This window comes from Streptomyces sp. NPDC026246 (assembly GCF_055567995.1).
In genome coordinates this window covers 92597-109071 of the sequence record NZ_JBVHPJ010000011.1, presented here as the reverse complement: position 1 = coordinate 109071, position 16475 = coordinate 92597, and the positions used below count along the sequence as shown (strand labels likewise).

The following is a 16475-nucleotide window of genomic DNA, read 5'->3' as shown; positions in this document are numbered from 1 at the left end:
CGTTCCGGTCGTACGGCATCTTGTGGACCTGCCGTACGGGGCCCGCGGGGCCAGTGCGATGATGAGCCCGCCATGACTGCCCCCCACGCGCGCGCGACGCGCTCCGGAGATCCGCTCCGGATTTTGCGGGCCGCGGTGTTCGCCGCGGTCTGTGTCGTGCTGGCCGGGGCAGGTCACGCGCTCGCCTCTTGCGACGGCGTCCCGCTGTGGACGCTGGGCGCCGGATTCCTCGGGGTGGTCCTCGTGGCGGCCCCGCTCGCCGGGCGGGTGCGCTCGCTGGCCGGGGTAGCGGCCCTGCTCGCGGCCGGCCAGACGGTGCTGCACGTCCTGTTCGGCCTCGGCCAGCACGGCACGGCCGCCGTCGGGGCCTCCGCCCCGGCGGGTGGGAGCGATGCCGCCCTGGTCCAGCAGGCGGCACGCCTCGTCTGCGGCACGACGGCCGCGGCCATCAGTCCCGCACAGGCGCAGAGGATCCTCACCGACGCCCGGATCGATCCGGCCGCGGGAGCGCACACCCACCTGGCCGGGACGGTCGCCCCGGGGTCGTCCGCCTCGCTGTGGCCGTCCCTGCCGATGCTGCTGGGCCACGTCCTCGCGGCCCTCGCGGCCGGGTGGCTGCTGCGTCGCGGCGACCTGGCGCTGCTGCGGCTGACCGAGTTGTCCGCGCAGGGCGTCGCCGAAGGGGCGCTGATGCGCTCCCTGCGTGGTGCGCTCGCGTTCGTGCGCGCCCTGCGCGCCGGACTCCCGGGCGCCCTCGAGGCGGGTCCGCGCCCGGTGCGGGCCGATCGGCCCGCCGCGCCGCTGCCGTGCGCCGTCGCCCTTCAGCACTCGGTGATCCGGCGCGGTCCACCGGCCGGTGCGGCTTCCGTGTCCGCACTCGCCCTGGCCGCCTGACGACGCGACCATCCCTCCGCTGATCCGCCCTGTGTACCGGACGGCTCGGAGAGGCTGCCGCCGTCGTGCGGCGTGCGCGCGTGCGCGTATCCCTCTTCCACAGTCGTAGCCGACTCTCACAGCGGAGTGCTTCCTTCCATGAAGGTTTCCCGTATTGCCGCGGCCGGTGCCGCCGCCGGTGTCGCCGTCCTCGCCCTGTCCGCCCCCGCCTTCGCGCACGTCACCGTGCAGCCCGAGGGCACGGCCGCCAAGGGCGGTTACGCGGTCGTGAACTTCAAGGTCCCCAACGAGCGCGACGACGCCTCGACCACCAAGCTCGAGGTGAACTTCCCGACCGACCACCCGCTGGCCTCCGTCATGCCGGAGCCGGTGCCGGGCTGGAAGGTCGAGGTCACCAAGTCCAAGCTCGACAAGCCGCTGGAGATGCACGGCGAGAAGATCTCCGAGGCCGTCTCCAAGGTCACCTGGACCGCCGACGGCAAGGGCATCCAGCCCGGGTACTTCCAGAAGTTCCCCGTCTCCCTGGGCCAGCTGCCCGAGGACACCGACACCCTCGCCTTCAAGGCGCTGCAGACGTACTCCGACAAGGAGGTCGTCCGCTGGATCGAAGTGCCGCAGGAGGGCAAGGAGGAGCCCGACAACCCGGCCCCGGTGCTGGAGCTGTCCGCCGCCTCCGAGGACGGGCACCACGGCTCGTCGGCCGGGTCGGACTCCGACGAGGGGAAGGCCGAGAAGACGTCCGCGCACACCGCCGCCGACTCCGGTTCCTCGGACGGCACCGACACCACCGCCCGCGTCCTCGGCATCGTGGGCATCGTGGTCGGCGCGGCCGGCGTCGCCTACGGCGTGCTCGCCGGACGCCGGCGCACCGCCTGAGGCTGCTTCCGTACGGCACGCACCGGGGCACCGCCCTCCCACCGCGGGGGCTCCCCGGTGCGCGCCGGGACACCGACATCTGGGACATTTTTCTATGCGCACCACAACCTTCGCCGCGGCCGCCCTGCTCGCCGCCGCTTCCCTGACCCTGACCGCGTGCGGCAGCGGCGACGACAACGGCAAGCCCGTGTCCGTGGTCTCGGAGCAGGCCGGCAGCAAGAAGGCCGCCACCGTCCTCGACCAGCCCTTCGAGAAGCCGGACCTGGTCCTGACCGACACCCAGGGCAAGAAGTACGACCTCCGCAAGGAGACGGCGGGCAAGCCCACGCTGATCTACTTCGGCTACACCCACTGCCCCGACGTGTGCCCGCTGACGATGAACAACATCGCCGTCGCCAAGAAGCAGCTGCCCAAGGCCGAACAGGACGAGCTGCGCGTCGTGTTCGTCACCACCGACCCGCAGCGCGACACCGCGGCCGAACTCGGCACATGGCTGAAGGGCATCGATCCCGCCTTCGTGGGCCTCACCGGTGACTTCCCCACCATCCAGGCCGGCGCCCGCACCCTCGGCATCAGCATCGAGCCGACGCGGAAGGACAAGAACGGCAAACTCGTCTCGGAGCACGGCACCCAGGTCATCGCGTTCTCACCGAAGACCGACGGCGGTTACGTGCTCTACGGCGAGGACGCGACCGTCGACGACTACACCAGGGACCTCCCCGCACTGCTCAAGGGGGAGAACCCGTGAGGCGCACCGGCCCGGCCGCCCTCGCCATAGCCGGGGCGCTCGCGCTGGCCGGCTGCGGCGGCGACGCGTCCGGCAGCGACTCCGGCTCCGGCAAGGCGGAACTCACCGTCGGCTCGGCCTACATGCCGCAGCCGATGTCCGGTGACATGGCGGCCGGCTTCCTCACCGTCACCAACGAGGGCGGCGCCGACGACGAACTGACCGGGGTCACCAGCGACATCGGCCGGGTCACCGTGCACGAGACCGTCGACGGGGCGATGCAGGAGGTCGAGAGCCTGGAGATCCCCGCGGGCGGCCGGCTGGAGCTGCGCAGCGGAGGCGACCACCTGATGTTCGAGGAGCTGAAGCGCAGGCCGAAGGAGGGCCAGACGGTCTCCGTCGAACTGCACTTCGCCCACTCCGCGCCCGTCACGGTGCGGATGCCGGTGAAGCCGGCGACCTACACCCCGAAGACCGGACACTGAGGGAGGGACCCCTGTGACGCAGACCATCGCCCCCCGCCGTGTCCGGATCCTGGTGCTGCTGCTCCTGGCCGCCGTCTGCGCCCTGTTCGCCGGCGCCGGACCGGTCTCCGCGCACGCCGCGGTCACCGGCAGCGACCCCGGGCAGGGGGCGGTGGTCGACCAGGCCCCCGCCCGGATCTCGCTCACCTTCTCCGAGCAGGTCGCGGTGTCCGACGACTCGCTGCGCGTCCTCGACCCCGAGGGCAAGCGCGTCGACACCGGCGAGCCGTCCAACGTCAGCGGCACGACGTACGCCGTGCGGCTGCACTCGGGGCTGCCCGACGGGACCTACACCGTGGCGTACCAGGTCGTGTCGGCCGACAGCCATCCCGTCGCGGGCGCGTACACCTTCTCCATCGGCGCCCCCTCCAAGACGTCCGTGTCCGTCTCCGGACAGACCACCGACGACGGGGTGGTGGGCTGGCTCTACGGCTTCGGCCGGTACGTGTCCTACGCCGGATTCCTGGTGATGGCCGGCGGCGCCGCCTTCGTGCTGGCCTGCTGGCCGCGCGGCTCGGGGGTGCGGCCGGTGCAGCGGTACGTCGTCTCCGGGTGGGTCGCCCTCACCGCGGCGACCCTGGCCCTGCTGCTCCTGCGCGGGTCCTTCACCGGCTCCGGAAAGGTCTCCGACGTCTTCGACCTGTCCCTGCTCGGGGAGGTGCTCCAGACCAAGACCGGAGCGGCCCTGGTCTCCCGGCTGCTGCTGCTCGCCGCGGCGGCGCTGTTCATCGCCGTGCTGTTCGGGGCGTACGACAAGCGCGAGGACCCTCAGGAGCGGCGGGACCTCACCTTCGGGCTCTCGATCGGCGGTGCCGTCGTGGCGGCCGGGCTCGCGGCGAGCTGGGCGATGTCCGAGCACGCCTCGGTCGGGCTCCAGGCGGGGATCGCCATGCCGGTCGACGTGCTGCACCTGCTGGCCGCCGCCGCCTGGCTCGGTGGACTGGGCGCGCTGCTGATCGCCCTGTACCGGGCGCCCGCCGGCTCACCCGTCGACGCTCCGGCCGTCCACCGGTTCTCCCGGCTGGCGTTCGGCAGCGTCGTCGCCCTGATCGTGACGGGCGCGTACCAGTCGTGGCGCCAGCTCGGCTCCTGGACGGCCTTCACCGGCACCCGCTACGGCCAGCTGCTCCTGGCCAAGATCGCGCTGGTCGTCGTGCTCGTCGGAGTCGCGTGGATCTCGCGGCGGTGGACGGGCCGGCTGGCGCAGACGGTACCGCCCGCCGCCGAGGAGCGGGAGACGGCACGGGTCGGCACGGGGCCGGAGGCCTCGGCGGACGCCGGCGCGTCCGAGCCCGCCGACGCCCGGCGGGCCGCCCAGCTCGCCCGGCAGCGGGCCGCCCGGGACGCCGCCCGGCAGAAGAAGATCCGGGACGCCGATCCGAACCGCTTCGGCCTGCGCCGCTCCGTGCTGGCCGAGGCCGGGGTCGCCGTCGTCCTGCTCGCCGTGACCACCGTGCTGACGCAGACCGAGCCGGGACGCACGGAGGAGGAGGCCAAGGCGGCCACGCAGTCCTCCGCCGCCGCCTCCGCCGAGGCGGGGACGTCCGGGGCGCTCACCCTGAACATGCCCTTCGACACCGGCGGCGAGGACGGCAAGGGCGTCGTCACGATCGACATCGACCCCGCCCGCGTGGGCGACAACGAGATGCACGTCTACGTGGAGCGCCCCAACGGCCGGGCGTTCGACATCCCCGAGGTGAAGGTCGACTTCACCCTCAAGGCCAAGGACATCGGGCCGCTGCCCGTCGTCCCGGACCACATCGCTACCGGACACTGGTCGGCGAACGGAGTGCAGATCCCCATGGCCGGCGACTGGCAGGTCGACGTGACCGTGCGGACCTCCGACATCGACGAGGTGACCGTCACCAAGAACGCGCAGATCGGCTGAACCACCATGGCTGACCAGTCCATTCCGCAGACCCGCACCCCCGGCGCCGTGCCGGGGGAGACCGCGGCGGCCCCGGCCGGGGAGGGCATCTCCCGGCGGCGTCTGCTCGGCACCGCCGGCGCCACCGGGCTCGTGCTCGGCACCGCGGGCGCCGCCGTGGGCTACGCGGCCGCCCCGTCCGAGGCGGCCGCCCCCCTCACCTCGCTCGGCACCGGCCGCTCGATGTTTCACGGGAAACATCAGCCCGGCATCACCGACGGGCTCCAGGCCCGCGGCCATCTCGTCGCCTTCGACCTCACCGCGGGCGCGGGCCGCAAGGAGGCCGCCGCCCTGCTGCGCCGCTGGTCGCAGACGGCCCGACGGCTGATGGAGGGTGAGCCGAGCGCGCAGGACGACACCGGCGTGGCCCGTGACGCGGGGCCCTCGTCGCTGACGATCACCTTCGGTTTCGGTCACAGCTTCTTCGCCCGCACCGGCCTGGAGAAGCAGCGGCCGGTCGCCCTGGACCCGCTGCCCGAGTTCTCCTCCGATCGCCTCGACAAGAACCGCAGCAACGGTGACCTGTGGGTGCAGATCGGCGCGAACGACGCGCTGGTCGCCTTCCACGCCCTGCGCGCGATCCAGAAGGACGCGCGCCGGGCCGCCCGGGTGCGCTGGCAGATGAACGGCTTCAACCGCTCGCCCGGCGCCACGGCCCACCCCATGACGGCCCGCAATCTGATGGGCCAGATCGACGGCACGCGGAACCCGAAGCCGGACGAGGAGGACTTCGAGCGGCGGATCTTCGTCCCCGAAACGGGTGAACCCGCCTGGATGGCGAACGGCTCCTACGCCGTCGTCCGCCGCATCCGGATGCTCCTCGACGACTGGGAGAAGCTCTCGGGCAAGGCCCAGGAGAACGTCATCGGACGCCGCAAGTCGGACGGGGCAGCCCTGTCCGGGGGGACCGAGACGACCGCGATGGACCTGGAGAAGACGGACGCCCAGGGCAATCTCGTCGTGCCGATCAACGCCCACGCCCGCATCACCCGCCCCGACCAGAACGGCGGTGCCGCGATGCTGCGCCGCCCGTTCTCCTTCCACGACGGCATCGACCCCGACGGGACGCCCGACGCGGGTCTGCTCTTCATCTGCTGGCAGGCCGATCCGTTGCGCGGCTTCGTGCCGGTGCAGCGCAAGCTCGACCGGGGCGACGCCCTGTCGCCGTTCATCCGGCACGAGTCGAGCGGGCTGTTCGCGGTGCCGGGCGGGGCCGCGGAGGGCGAATACGTGGGGCAGCGGCTGCTGGAGGGCTGAGCGCGGGACGGAGTGCGCGCGCGGGAAACAGGGCTTCCGCGGGCCCATTAGGGTGAGGTCATGCCAGCGAGCTATGCGTATCTCGGCCCCGAGGGCACCTTCACCGAAGTCGCCCTGCGCACGCTTCCCGAGGCCGCCACCCGGGAGCTCATCCCGTACGTGTCCGTCCAGTCCGCGCTCGACGCGGTCCGCGCAGGCGAGGCCGAGGCCGCGTTCGTGCCGATCGAGAACTCGGTCGAGGGCGGCATCACCACCACCCTCGACGAACTGGTCGCCGGCGCCCCGCTGATGATCTACCGCGAGGTGCTGCTGTCCATCACCTTCGCACTGCTGGTGCGCCCGGGCACGAAGCTGTCCGACATCAAGACCGTCTCCGCGCACCCGGCCGCCCAGCCCCAGGTGCGCAACTGGATGAGGAGGCACCTGCCGGAGACCCACTGGGAGTCGGCCGCCTCGAACGCCGACGCCGCCCGGCTGGTCCAGGAGGGTCGCTACGACGCCGCCTTCGCGGGGGAGTTCGCGGCCGCCCGCTACGGTCTGGAGGCCCTGGAGACCGGCATCCACGACGCCGAGAACGCCCAGACCCGGTTCGTGCTGGTCGGCCGCCCCGCCCGGCCTGCGGCGCCGACCGGCGCGGACAAGACGTCCGTCGTGCTGTGGCAGCGCGACGACCACCCCGGCGGCCTGCGCGACCTGCTGGGTGAGTTCGCCACCCGCGGCATCAACCTGATGCTCCTGCAGTCCCGGCCCACCGGCGCGGGCATCGGCAACTACTGCTTCTGCATCGACGCCGAGGGCCACATCTCCGACCGACGGGTCGCCGAGGCGCTGATGGGCCTGAAGCGCATCTGCCTCCAGGTGCGCTACCTCGGCAGCTATCCGCGTGCGGACGTGCGGCCGGGAGAACTGCAGCCTCCGCGGCCGGGCACCTCGGACGACGAGTTCGTGGCGGCGGCCGACTGGGTCGCGCGCTGCCAGGACGGCCGCTTCTAGACCCGGTCGGGACCCGGTCATACCTGCGGACAGTCGTTGTCCACAGAAGTTATCCACAGGTCCGCTTCTCGACCTGGGGACAAGTCGACAACGAACCGTACGTCAGTCGACAAATCGCCCTTCTGGGGCTCGATGCGGCCATCGGCGGCCAGGTCACCCTTCGTCCACTGTTTCCCCTTGCGTCACCCTTCGAGGTGACCCCTTTCCACTCGAAGGTGAGGGTAGGGAGGGTTTGTCCTGCGAATTCCCGAGCGTGTTCGGCGTTTCCGGAGTGATCCATTCCGAAGTCCACAGATCTTCCACACAGCCTGTGGATAACTTTTCCGACCAGGGGGACCGCTGTGGACAACCGCGGCCCAAGTCCCGCCCGCCGCAAGGAATTCGAGTCAAGGCGACGCTCGCCGGATGCCCCGTTCCGGGGAGTTGGGCGACCCATATTGACACGCTGCGCATTTCGTCCATAACACCCCGTAAAGGACGCGCGGAATAGTGAGTCGTAGGTGGTCACCCCACACCGGTAGCCTTGGGCGCGTGATTGACCTTCGCCTGCTCCGTGAGGACCCCGACCGTGTGCGCGCGTCGCAGCGCGCCCGTGGAGAGGACGTCGCGCTCGTCGACTCCCTCCTGTCTGCCGACGAGCGGCGCAGGTCGTCCGGCGTCCGCTTCGACGAGCTGCGCGCCGAGCAGAAGGCGCTCGGCAAGCTCATCCCCAAGGCGAGCGGGGACGAGAAGGCCGAGCTGCTGAAGAAGGCAGGTCAGCTGGCCGCCGACGTCAAGGCCGCCGACGCCGACCGCGACGCTGCGGCAGCCGAGACCCAGGAACTCCTCCTCCGCCTCGGCAACCTCGTCCACCCGGACGTGCCGGTGGGTGGCGAGGAGGACTTCGTCACCCTGGAGACGCACGGCACGATCCGCGACTTCGCCGGCGAGGGCTTCGAGCCCAAGGACCACCTGCAGCTCGGGCAGATCCTCGGCGCGATCGACGTCGAGCGCGGCGCGAAGGTCTCCGGCTCGCGCTTCTACTTCCTGACCGGCGTGGGCGCCCTGCTCGAGCTCGCCCTGGTCAACGCGGCGATGGCCCAGGCCGCCGCGGCCGGCTTCACACCGATGCTGACCCCGGCCCTGGTCCGGCCCCAGTCCATGGCGGGCACGGGCTTCCTCGGCCAGGCCGCCCAGGACGTCTACCACCTCGCCGACGACGACCTCTACCTGGTCGGCACGTCCGAGGTGCCGCTGGCGGCGTACCACATGGACGAGATCCTCGACGCCGACCGCCTGCCGCTGCGCTACGCGGGCTTCTCGCCCTGCTTCCGCCGCGAGGCCGGCTCGCACGGCAAGGACACCCGGGGCATCTTCCGCGTGCACCAGTTCGACAAGGTCGAGATGTTCTCCTACGTCTCCCCCGAGGACTCCCAGGCCGAGCACCAGCGCCTGCTGGAGTGGGAGAAGCAGTGGCTGACCTCGCTGGAGCTGCCGTTCCGGGTGATCGACGTGGCGAGCGCCGACCTCGGCGCCTCGGCCGCCCGCAAGTACGACTGCGAGGCGTGGATCCCGACCCAGGGCAAGTACCGCGAGCTGACCTCGACCTCGGACTGCACCGAGTTCCAGTCCCGCCGGCTGTCCATCCGCGTCCGTGACGGCAAGCAGGTCAAGCCGCTGGCCACGCTCAACGGCACGCTCTGCGCCGTCCCGCGCACGATCGTGGCGATCCTGGAGAACCACCAGCTGGCCGACGGCTCGGTGCGCGTGCCCGAGGTGCTGCGGCCCTACCTCGGCGGCCGCGAGGTCCTGGAGCCGGTGGCGAAGTGACCGCCGCCCTTCCGTACAAGCTGGTCGCGACCGACCTCGACGGGACGCTGCTGCGCTCCGACGACACGGTCTCCCGGCGCACCCGTGACGCGCTCGCCGCCGCCACCGCGGCGGGCGCGGCCCACATCGTCGTCACCGGCCGCGCGGTCCCCTGGACCCGGCACATCCTGGACGACCTGGGCTACCAGGGGCTGGCCGTCTGCGGCCAGGGCGCCCAGGTCTACGACGCAGGCGCGCACCGCCTGCTGACGTCGGTGACGCTGGACCGGCAGCTGGCGGGGGTGGCGCTGGCCAAGATCGAGGCGGAGGTCGGTCCGCTGTACATGGCGGCGAGCCGTGACGGCCTGGACGGCGAGGTGCTGGTCGGCCCGGGCTACGCCGTGCAGGGCACCCTGCCCGCCACGCCCTTCACGGACGCCTCCGACCTGTGGAGCGCGCCCCTGAACAAGCTGTACATCCAGCACCCGACCCTCTCGGACGACGAGCTGTGCGAGGTCGCCTCGCGGATCGCGGGCGGTTTCGTCACCGTCGTCATGGCGGGCGCGGGGATCGTCGAACTGCTCCCGCTCGGCCTGTCCAAGGCGACCGGGCTGTCGCTGGCGGCCCGCCGGCTCGGGATGAAGGCGGCCGACACCATCGCCTTCGGTGACATGCCCAACGACATACCGATGTTCGGGTGGGCCGCCTACGGCGTCGCGATGGCGGACGCCCACGAGGACCTCAAGGCGGTCGCCGACGAGGTGACGTCGTCGAACGACGAGGACGGCATCGCCGTGGTGCTGGAGCGGATGCTGGGCTGAACGCCGGGCCGCGCGCCCGGCGTTCCGGCCGGCCGGCCGAGGTCGGCGCCTGGAATCTCGGTGGTCTCGGGTGTTCGGGTCCGGGTGTTCGGGTGTTCGGGTGTTCGGGTGTTCGGGTGTTCGGCGGAGGATGCACGGATCGAACGTGCGCGGGCCTTCCAGCCCGACCATGGCTTAGCAAGCCAGTGCCTTACCACTCGGCCAATCCTCCGGGTGGGCGGCCCACGCGATGTGCGGTTCGCGTGCTCGAAGCGGCCGCCCCGGGCAGCTCCCCGTGCGGTGCGGGCTCCACGGAGGAGTGGTGACTACTCCGGAACCGGCCGCGGGCTGCCCTGAAGGGAGCTGGACGTACTGCCGTGCAGGGGCATCGTCCCGCTCCTCTCCCAGAACGTGACGCCGGGCCTCTCGCCCGGCGGGGACACGACCACTGTGCCCGCCGGGCGCATCGGGCGCCACCGAATTAGCGCCGCGCTCGTCGGTGTGCCCCGACGGGGGTGAGGCCCCCGACGGGGCACGGCCCTACGTCACTCCTCGCCGGCGAGGGTGAGGGAGCGCAGCTTCTGGCCCGCGTACCAGGTGGCGAGCACGGTGACGGCCACCAGCAGGACCGTCGCCGTGGTCAGGCCGACGTCGGAGGAGACCAGGTCCCCGCCGGAGACCTTCTGGGCGACGGCCAGCGCCCACTGCTGGACGCTCAGCGTGCGCGCCCCGGGCACCAGGGAGCCGAACAGCGCCTCCCAGACCAGGGCGTACACCAGGCCGAACACCACCGCGTGCCGCGAGACCGTGCCGAGCAGCAGGAACAGGGCCGCGTAGGCGATGGACGCGACCAGGGCTGCCACCGTGTAGGCGACCGCGACCTGCTGGCCGTTGCCGTTCAGGATGAACCCGGCGACGAGCGTCGGCACCGCCGAGAACACCATGGTCACGGCGACGGCCACGATCAGCTTGGTGAAGATGATCGTGGGTCGCTTGATCGGCTTGGACAGCAGGTACACCACCGAGCCGTCGTCGATCTCCGGGCCGATCGCGCCGGTGCCGGCGATGACGCCGATGATCGGCACCATCGTCGCCAGGGCGAGCCCGCCCAGCAGGTCCGCCGCGGTCTGGTCGTCCGCTCCGGCCAGGCCGCGCACCGCCACGGCGATCACGATCAGCAGCAGCGGCAGGGCGCCCAGGATGAGGGCCCGGCGCCGGCCGAGCAGGGCCCGGTAGGTGAGCCGGGCGACTGTGGGGTCGTACATCAGGGCCTCCTACGCCGCGACGAGATACGAGAAGACGGACTCGAGGGACTCGTCGGACGGCGAGACCGTGAGCAGCCGGATGCCGTGGTCCCTGGCGACCTTGGGCAGCAGCGCGGTGAAGCGGCCGAAGTCGACGGCCTGGATGCGCAGCGCGCCCTCGGCGTGGTCGACCTCGATGCCGGACGTCGACGGATCGGCGATCAGCGCGGCCGCGAGGGCGCGGTCGTCGCTGGAGCGCACCAGGTAGCGGTGCGGCCGGTCGGTCATCAGGCGGCGGATCTTGCGGAAGTCACCGCTGGCGGCGTGCCGCCCGGCGACGACGACCTCGATGTGCCAGGCGAGCTGCTCGACCTCTTCGAGGATGTGGGACGAGAACAGCACCGTGCGGCCCTCGTCGCCCATGCGGCGCAGCAGGTCCATCAGCTGCATGCGCTGACGCGGGTCCATGCCGTTGAAGGGCTCGTCGAGCAGCAGCAGCGAGGGGTCGTGCACCAGGGCGCTCGCCATCTTCACGCGCTGGCGCATGCCCTTGGAGTACGTCTGGATCTTGCGGTCCTGCGCGTACTCCATCTCGACCGTGGCCAGGGCCTTCTGCGCCGCCTTGGCGCCCAGCCCGTGCAGTTCGGCGTTGGCGAGGACGAACTCCTTGCCGGTGAGGAAGTCGTACATCGCCTCCCGCTCGGGGACGACGCCGATGTGCCGGTAGATCTCCTCGTTGCGCCAGACGGGCCTGCCGTCGAGGGTGACCGTGCCCGTGGAGGGGGCGAGGAAGCCGCCCATCATGTTGATGAGGGTGGACTTCCCGGCGCCGTTCGGCCCCAGCAGGCCCGTGACGCCGGGACCGATGGTCATGGTGATGTCGTTGACGGCGACCACGTTGCCGAACCAGCGGGAGACGTGGTCGATGCTGAGCGTGGTCACAGTCCCACCTTCTTGTAGCGGCGCATCAGGAGGCCGTAGCTCGCCGCGATCAGGCCCAGGGCGACGAGGACGTAGACGACGCCCTCGGCGGTGCTCGGGCCCACCCCGCTGGGGGAGGCGGAGGTCGCGCCCAGGAACGCGGACTGCACCCCGTCGACGATCGTGATCGGCGAGAACAGTCCGATCCACGGCACGGCGTCGCCGCTGCCCTGGGCGTCGGCGATGGCCTGGAGGGTGGAGACGGCACCGTAGGTGATGGTCAGCACGGCGATCACGGCCGCGATGCCGAAGCCGCGGCGCGGGGTGAAGGACGCGATGACCAGGCCGATGCCGGCGAAGAGCAGTGAGAGCAGTGCCACGGACACCAGTCCCTGTCCGAATCCCTTGGTCTGGTCGGCGAAGTCGAGCTTGGCCAGGAGAGCGCCCACGTAGAGCACGAGCAGCGGGGCGGCCGTCAGGATGAACAGCGCAGAGGCCAGGGCCGCGAACTTGGCGCGGACGTAGTCGGCGGTCTCGATGGGCCGCGAGAAGTACAGCGGTACGGTCCGGAAGCGCAGGTCGCGCGAGACCGACTGGGGCGCCTGCGAGGCCACGTACAGGCTGATGACGGCCTGCATGACGATCGCGTAGCGCGTGTAGTCCAGGGGCAGTTCGTTGGCCTTCGTGGCGACCGCGACGGCGACCATGATGGCCGCGGGCACGCACATCACCACGAACAGCAGCATCGGCAGCACCTTGGACTTCACCGAGCGGCCGAGGCCGTAGGAGCCGCGCAGGGACTGCGAGTACAGCGAGCGGCGGGCGTAGGCGCGGCCGAGGCGCGGTCCGTCGTAGCTGCGGTAGCCGATGTTGTGGATGCGGGTCTGGTCACCCGGTGCCGGGGCGGGTGCCCCCGTGGAGTGCTCAACCGCCATGGCCGACCGCCTCCTTCCGCTGCTCGTTCCGGTCGCCGGTGGTGAAGACCTCGGAGATGTGGTGCCGGCGCTGCTCCATGCGCACCAGACCCAGCCCGAGGTCGGCGATCACGTCTCTGACCAGGTCGTACGTCTCCTCGCCCTGCGCGGTGAGCAGGAGGATGTGGCCGGCGCCCGGCAGGCCGCTGCCGTCCTCGACACTCACCCCCCGCGCGTGCAGCGCCTCACGGACCGCACGGGTGCCGTCCGGGTGCTCGTCGGAGTCGGTGACCTCGATGGCCAGGGTGGTCGTGGTCTGGGTGAAGTCCGTGGTGGAGCTGGACCGCAGGAGCTTGCCGCCGTCCACCACGACCACGTGGTCGCAGGTGCGCTCCAGTTCGCCCAGCAGGTGCGAGGTGACCAGGACCGAGATGCCGAAGTCGGTGTGGATGCGGCGGATCAGGCCGAGCATCTCGTCCCGGCCGACCGGGTCCAGGCCGTTGGTCGGCTCGTCCAGGAAGACGAGTTGCGGGTCGTGCACCAGGGCCTGCGCCAGCTTCACCCGCTGTTTCATGCCGGTGGAGTAGCCGCCGATGGGGCGGTAGCGCTCCTCGTACAGGCCGACGTGGCGCAGGGTGTCGGCGGTGCGCTCACGCGCGGCCGTGGCGGGCAGGCCGGACATCCGCGCCATGTGGACGACGAACTCGGTGGCCGAGACGTCCGGCGGCAGGCAGTCGTGCTCCGGCATGTACCCGACGCGTTCGCGGATGGCGGCGCCCTGGGTGGCGACGTCGAGGCCGAGCACTGCGGCGCGGCCCTCCGTGGCGGGGGACAGACCCAGCAGGATCTTGATCAGTGTGGACTTGCCGGCCCCGTTGGCTCCGACGAGTCCGGTCACACCGGGCCCGACGTCCACGGAGAGCCGGTCAAGCGCGGTCACCCGGGGGAACCGCTTGCTCAGGCTTTCGGTCGCGATCACAGTCACGGTTCGACCGTAGGGGGTGCACGCGTGGCGGTCGTCACTCCGCAGAGCTGTCTTGGGGTCAGCCTGGAGTATTAGGCGCCCTTAGGGGACCTGCTTCTCCAGGGGTATCGGGGCTCGGGGCACCCTATTGACGAACTCTCTAACAACTGCCAGATTCGCCGGATGACGTTGCTCAGGGGCGCGCGCGAACGCAGGGTCCGGACCGGCGGGGTCGAGTTGTGCGTGGCCGAGCTGGGGGACCCGGGACGGCCCACGGTCGTCCTGGTGCACGGCTACCCCGACACCAAGGAGGTGTGGTCCGAGGTCGCCGCGCGACTCGCCGGTGACTTCCACGTGGTGGCGTACGACGTCCGCGGCCACGGCCGGTCGACGGCGCCGCGGCCGCTGCGCGGCGGGTTCACGCTGGAGAAGCTGACGGACGACTTCCTCGCCGTCGCGGACGCGGTGAGCCCCGGCCGGCCGGTGCATCTGGTCGGCCACGACTGGGGATCGGTGCAGGCCTGGGAGTTCACCACCGTGCGGCGCACGGAGGGGCGCATCGCCTCGTTCACGTCGATCTCCGGTCCCTCCCTCGATCACTTCGGCCACTGGATCACCCGGCGGCTGAAACGGCCCACCCCGCGCCGCATCGGCCAGCTGCTCGGGCAGGGCGCCCGGTCCTGGTACGTCTACCTCCTGCAGACGCCCCTGCTGCCCGAGCTGGCCTGGCGCGGCCCGCTCGGCAAGCGCTGGCCCAGGGTCCTGGAGCGCGTCGAGAAGGTGCCCGCGGGCGACTACCCGCTCCCCTCCCTGCCCTCGGACGCGGCGCACGGCGCCTGGCTGTACCGGGACAACGTCCGGTCCCGGCTGCGGGTTCCCCGCACCGACGCCCGTGCCCACGCGCCCGTGCAGCTCGTGACACCGCTGGAGGACCGGTTCCTCTCGGAGCGGCTCACCGACGACCTGGAGCAGTGGGTTCCACAGCTGACACGCAGGACCGTACAGGCGGGGCACTGGATCCCGCGGACCCGTCCGGACCAGCTCGCCTCGTGGATCGGCGCGTTCGTGACGTCCGTCGAGGCCGGGCGCTCACCGGTGCCGGCGAGCGGGGAGCACGCCGAGCGCTTCGCAGGACAGCTCGTACTGGTCACCGGGGCGGGCAGCGGCATCGGACGGGCGACGGCGCTGGCGTTCGCCGCTGCGGGAGCACGCGTGGTGGCGGTCGACCGGGACGCGGAGGCGGCCGTCCGCACGGCCGAGTCGGCCCGCCTGGCGGGCGCGGCCGGAGCGTGGGCGGAGACGGCCGACGTGTCCGACGAGCAGGGCATGGAAAAGCTCGCCGAGAAGGTCGCCGCCGACCACGGTGTGGTCGACGTGCTCGTGAACAACGCCGGTATCGGGCTGTCGGGCTCCTTCTTCGACACCACGCCGGAGGACTGGAAGAAGGTCCTCGACGTCAACCTGTGGGGTGTCATCCACGGCTGCCGGGTCTTCGGCCGGCGGATGGCCGAGCGCGGGCAGGGCGGCCACATCGTGAACGTGGCCTCCGCCGCTGCCTACCAGCCCTCCCGTGCCCTTCCGGCGTACAGCACCTCGAAAGCGGCCGTGCTGATGCTCAGCGAGTGCCTGCGGGCGGAACTCGCCGGTCAGGGGATCGGGGTGACGGCGGTGTGCCCCGGTTTCGTCAACACGGCCATCACGTCCACGGCACGGTTCGCCGGGGTCGACGCCCAGGAGGAGAAGCGGCTCCAGCAACGCACCGCCCGTCTGTACGGGTTGCGCAACTACCCGCCGGAGAAGGTCGCCCGGGCGATCCTGCGGGCGGTGGCAGACGATGCCGCGGTGGTGCCGGTGACACCGGAGGCGCGGGGCGCCCGACTGCTGGCCCGGGTCGCTCCGGGGCTGCTGCGCCGGATCGCCCGGATCAGTCCCCCCGTGTGAGAGGACGCCAACACCCGGCGCCAAAGCGTCAGTTGTCCACAGTGGAGCCTACTTTCCCTGTGGATAACATCACTTGGTTGTGGATCAAACCTGGCGTACAAAACTCGATCGCGTGATTCACGTCTCTCCAGCACCCTGGTGGGATGGACCAAAGACGCACCGTGAAGGTGTCGAAATACCTCTCCAAGCACCTGCGCCACCAACCTGAGCGGATCGGCCTGACGCTGGACGAGGCCGGCTGGGTGGAGATCGACACCCTGATCGCCGCGGCCGCCGCACACGGCTTCCGGTTCACCCGGGACGAGCTGGACCAGGTCGTGGCCACCAACGACAAGCGCCGGTTCGCCGTGGCGGGCAGCCGGATCCGTGCCAGCCAGGGTCACAGCGTCGAGGTCGACCTCGGGTTGTCACCGGCGACTCCGCCGGCCCATCTCTACCACGGCACCGTCGCCCGTCACCTGGAGGCGATCCGGGCCGAGGGTCTCCGGCCGATGAACCGGCACGCCGTACACCTCTCATCCGACCGCGAGACGGCCACCCGCGTGGGCGCCCGCCGTGGACGGCCGGTCGTGCTCGGCGTGGACGCGGCCGCCATGCACCGCGACGGCCATGTCTTCCAGGTGAGCGAGAACGGCGTGTGGCTGACCGCAGCGGTGCCACCGGGGTATCTGCGATGTCCCGGACCCCACTGACGGGCTGCACGGA

15 protein-coding genes and 1 tRNA gene are annotated in these 16475 nt (G+C 71.6%); 11 read left to right on the top strand and 5 right to left on the bottom strand.

Annotation, left to right across the window (positions count from 1 at the left end):
- Positions 1-72 precede the first annotated feature (72 nt).
- The 9 genes from ACZ4M5_RS25935 to ACZ4M5_RS25895 all read left to right on the top strand — a co-directional run bounded on the left by ACZ4M5_RS25935 (position 73) and on the right by ACZ4M5_RS25895 (position 9807).
- A complete protein-coding gene (locus ACZ4M5_RS25935) occupies positions 73-894 on the top strand; it encodes a hypothetical protein (RefSeq protein ID WP_467740208.1) in 822 nt (273 codons plus the stop codon).
- A 138-nt stretch (positions 895-1032) separates the two neighbouring features.
- The gene (locus tag ACZ4M5_RS25930) at positions 1033-1770 is read left to right on the top strand and encodes a YcnI family copper-binding membrane protein (protein ID WP_467740207.1); all 738 of its coding nucleotides are present in this window, start codon (positions 1033-1035) and stop codon (positions 1768-1770) included.
- Between the two features lie 94 nt (positions 1771-1864).
- Complete coding sequence (locus ACZ4M5_RS25925; RefSeq protein ID WP_467740206.1) at positions 1865-2518, top strand: SCO family protein; 654 nt, start codon at positions 1865-1867, stop codon at positions 2516-2518.
- Complete coding sequence (locus tag ACZ4M5_RS25920) at positions 2515-2982, top strand: copper chaperone PCu(A)C (RefSeq protein ID WP_467740205.1); 468 nt, start codon at positions 2515-2517, stop codon at positions 2980-2982. The genes ACZ4M5_RS25925 and ACZ4M5_RS25920 overlap by 4 nt, the downstream gene beginning before the upstream one ends.
- A gap of 13 nt (positions 2983-2995) precedes the next feature.
- Positions 2996-4909: a copper resistance CopC/CopD family protein gene (locus ACZ4M5_RS25915; protein WP_467740204.1), complete on the top strand. Its 1914-nt coding sequence runs from the start codon at positions 2996-2998 to the stop codon at positions 4907-4909.
- Between the two features lie 6 nt (positions 4910-4915).
- Positions 4916-6205, top strand: coding sequence for an iron uptake transporter deferrochelatase/peroxidase subunit (gene efeB / locus ACZ4M5_RS25910; RefSeq protein WP_467740203.1), 1290 nt, complete (start codon positions 4916-4918; stop codon positions 6203-6205).
- Between the two features lie 60 nt (positions 6206-6265).
- Complete coding sequence (gene pheA, locus ACZ4M5_RS25905; protein WP_467740202.1) at positions 6266-7198, top strand: prephenate dehydratase; 933 nt, start codon at positions 6266-6268, stop codon at positions 7196-7198.
- Between the two features lie 531 nt (positions 7199-7729).
- Positions 7730-9007: a serine--tRNA ligase gene (gene serS / locus ACZ4M5_RS25900; RefSeq protein ID WP_467740201.1), complete on the top strand. Its 1278-nt coding sequence runs from the start codon at positions 7730-7732 to the stop codon at positions 9005-9007.
- Positions 9004-9807 carry an HAD family hydrolase gene (locus tag ACZ4M5_RS25895; protein ID WP_467740200.1) on the top strand — a complete coding sequence of 268 codons (804 nt, stop codon included), beginning with the start codon at positions 9004-9006 and terminating at the stop codon, positions 9805-9807. The genes serS and ACZ4M5_RS25895 overlap by 4 nt, the downstream gene beginning before the upstream one ends.
- A gap of 124 nt (positions 9808-9931) precedes the next feature.
- Here ACZ4M5_RS25895 and ACZ4M5_RS25890 read toward each other — a convergent pair.
- From ACZ4M5_RS25890 to ACZ4M5_RS25870, 5 genes are all read right to left on the bottom strand, one after another.
- Positions 9932-10018: transfer RNA gene (locus tag ACZ4M5_RS25890), tRNA-Ser, on the bottom strand.
- Positions 10019-10331: 313 nt separating this feature from the next.
- The gene (locus tag ACZ4M5_RS25885) at positions 10332-11051 is read right to left on the bottom strand and encodes an ABC transporter permease subunit (RefSeq protein ID WP_467740199.1); all 720 of its coding nucleotides are present in this window, start codon (positions 11049-11051) and stop codon (positions 10332-10334) included.
- 9 nt (positions 11052-11060) lie between these two features.
- Positions 11061-11972 (bottom strand): ABC transporter ATP-binding protein, encoded by a 912-nt coding sequence (locus ACZ4M5_RS25880; protein ID WP_467740198.1) that lies wholly within the window; start codon positions 11970-11972, stop codon positions 11061-11063.
- Positions 11969-12886, bottom strand: a complete 918-nt coding sequence (locus ACZ4M5_RS25875) for an ABC transporter permease (RefSeq protein WP_467740197.1) — start codon at positions 12884-12886, stop codon at positions 11969-11971. The genes ACZ4M5_RS25880 and ACZ4M5_RS25875 overlap by 4 nt, the downstream gene beginning before the upstream one ends.
- On the bottom strand, positions 12876-13844 hold the full coding sequence (locus ACZ4M5_RS25870) for an ABC transporter ATP-binding protein (protein WP_398109362.1): 969 nt from the start codon (positions 13842-13844) through the stop codon (positions 12876-12878). The genes ACZ4M5_RS25875 and ACZ4M5_RS25870 overlap by 11 nt, the downstream gene beginning before the upstream one ends.
- Positions 13845-14012: 168 nt before the next feature.
- Between ACZ4M5_RS25870 and ACZ4M5_RS25865 the strand changes: the two genes are divergently transcribed.
- The gene (locus ACZ4M5_RS25865; protein WP_467740196.1) at positions 14013-15770 is read left to right on the top strand and encodes an SDR family oxidoreductase; all 1758 of its coding nucleotides are present in this window, start codon (positions 14013-14015) and stop codon (positions 15768-15770) included.
- Positions 15771-15913: 143 nt separating this feature from the next.
- Complete coding sequence (locus ACZ4M5_RS25860; protein ID WP_467740195.1) at positions 15914-16462, top strand: RNA 2'-phosphotransferase; 549 nt, start codon at positions 15914-15916, stop codon at positions 16460-16462.
- Positions 16463-16475 lie beyond the last annotated feature (13 nt).

Bases quoted from the DNA above. Each gene is read 5' to 3' on its own strand.
- efeB (WP_467740203.1), top strand. From the start codon at position 4,916: ATGGCTGACCAGTCCATTCCGCAGACCCGCACCCCCGGCGCCGTGCCG.
- ACZ4M5_RS25930 (WP_467740207.1), top strand. From the start codon at position 1,033: ATGAAGGTTTCCCGTATTGCCGCGGCCGGTGCCGCCGCCGGTGTCGCC.
- ACZ4M5_RS25885 (WP_467740199.1), bottom strand. From the start codon at position 11,051: ATGTACGACCCCACAGTCGCCCGGCTCACCTACCGGGCCCTGCTCGGC.
- ACZ4M5_RS25925 (WP_467740206.1), top strand. From the start codon at position 1,865: ATGCGCACCACAACCTTCGCCGCGGCCGCCCTGCTCGCCGCCGCTTCC.
- ACZ4M5_RS25935 (WP_467740208.1), top strand. From the start codon at position 73: ATGACTGCCCCCCACGCGCGCGCGACGCGCTCCGGAGATCCGCTCCGG.
- ACZ4M5_RS25875 (WP_467740197.1), bottom strand. From the start codon at position 12,886: ATGGCGGTTGAGCACTCCACGGGGGCACCCGCCCCGGCACCGGGTGAC.
- ACZ4M5_RS25865 (WP_467740196.1), top strand. From the start codon at position 14,013: ATGACGTTGCTCAGGGGCGCGCGCGAACGCAGGGTCCGGACCGGCGGG.
- pheA (WP_467740202.1), top strand. From the start codon at position 6,266: ATGCCAGCGAGCTATGCGTATCTCGGCCCCGAGGGCACCTTCACCGAA.
- ACZ4M5_RS25860 (WP_467740195.1), top strand. From the start codon at position 15,914: ATGGACCAAAGACGCACCGTGAAGGTGTCGAAATACCTCTCCAAGCAC.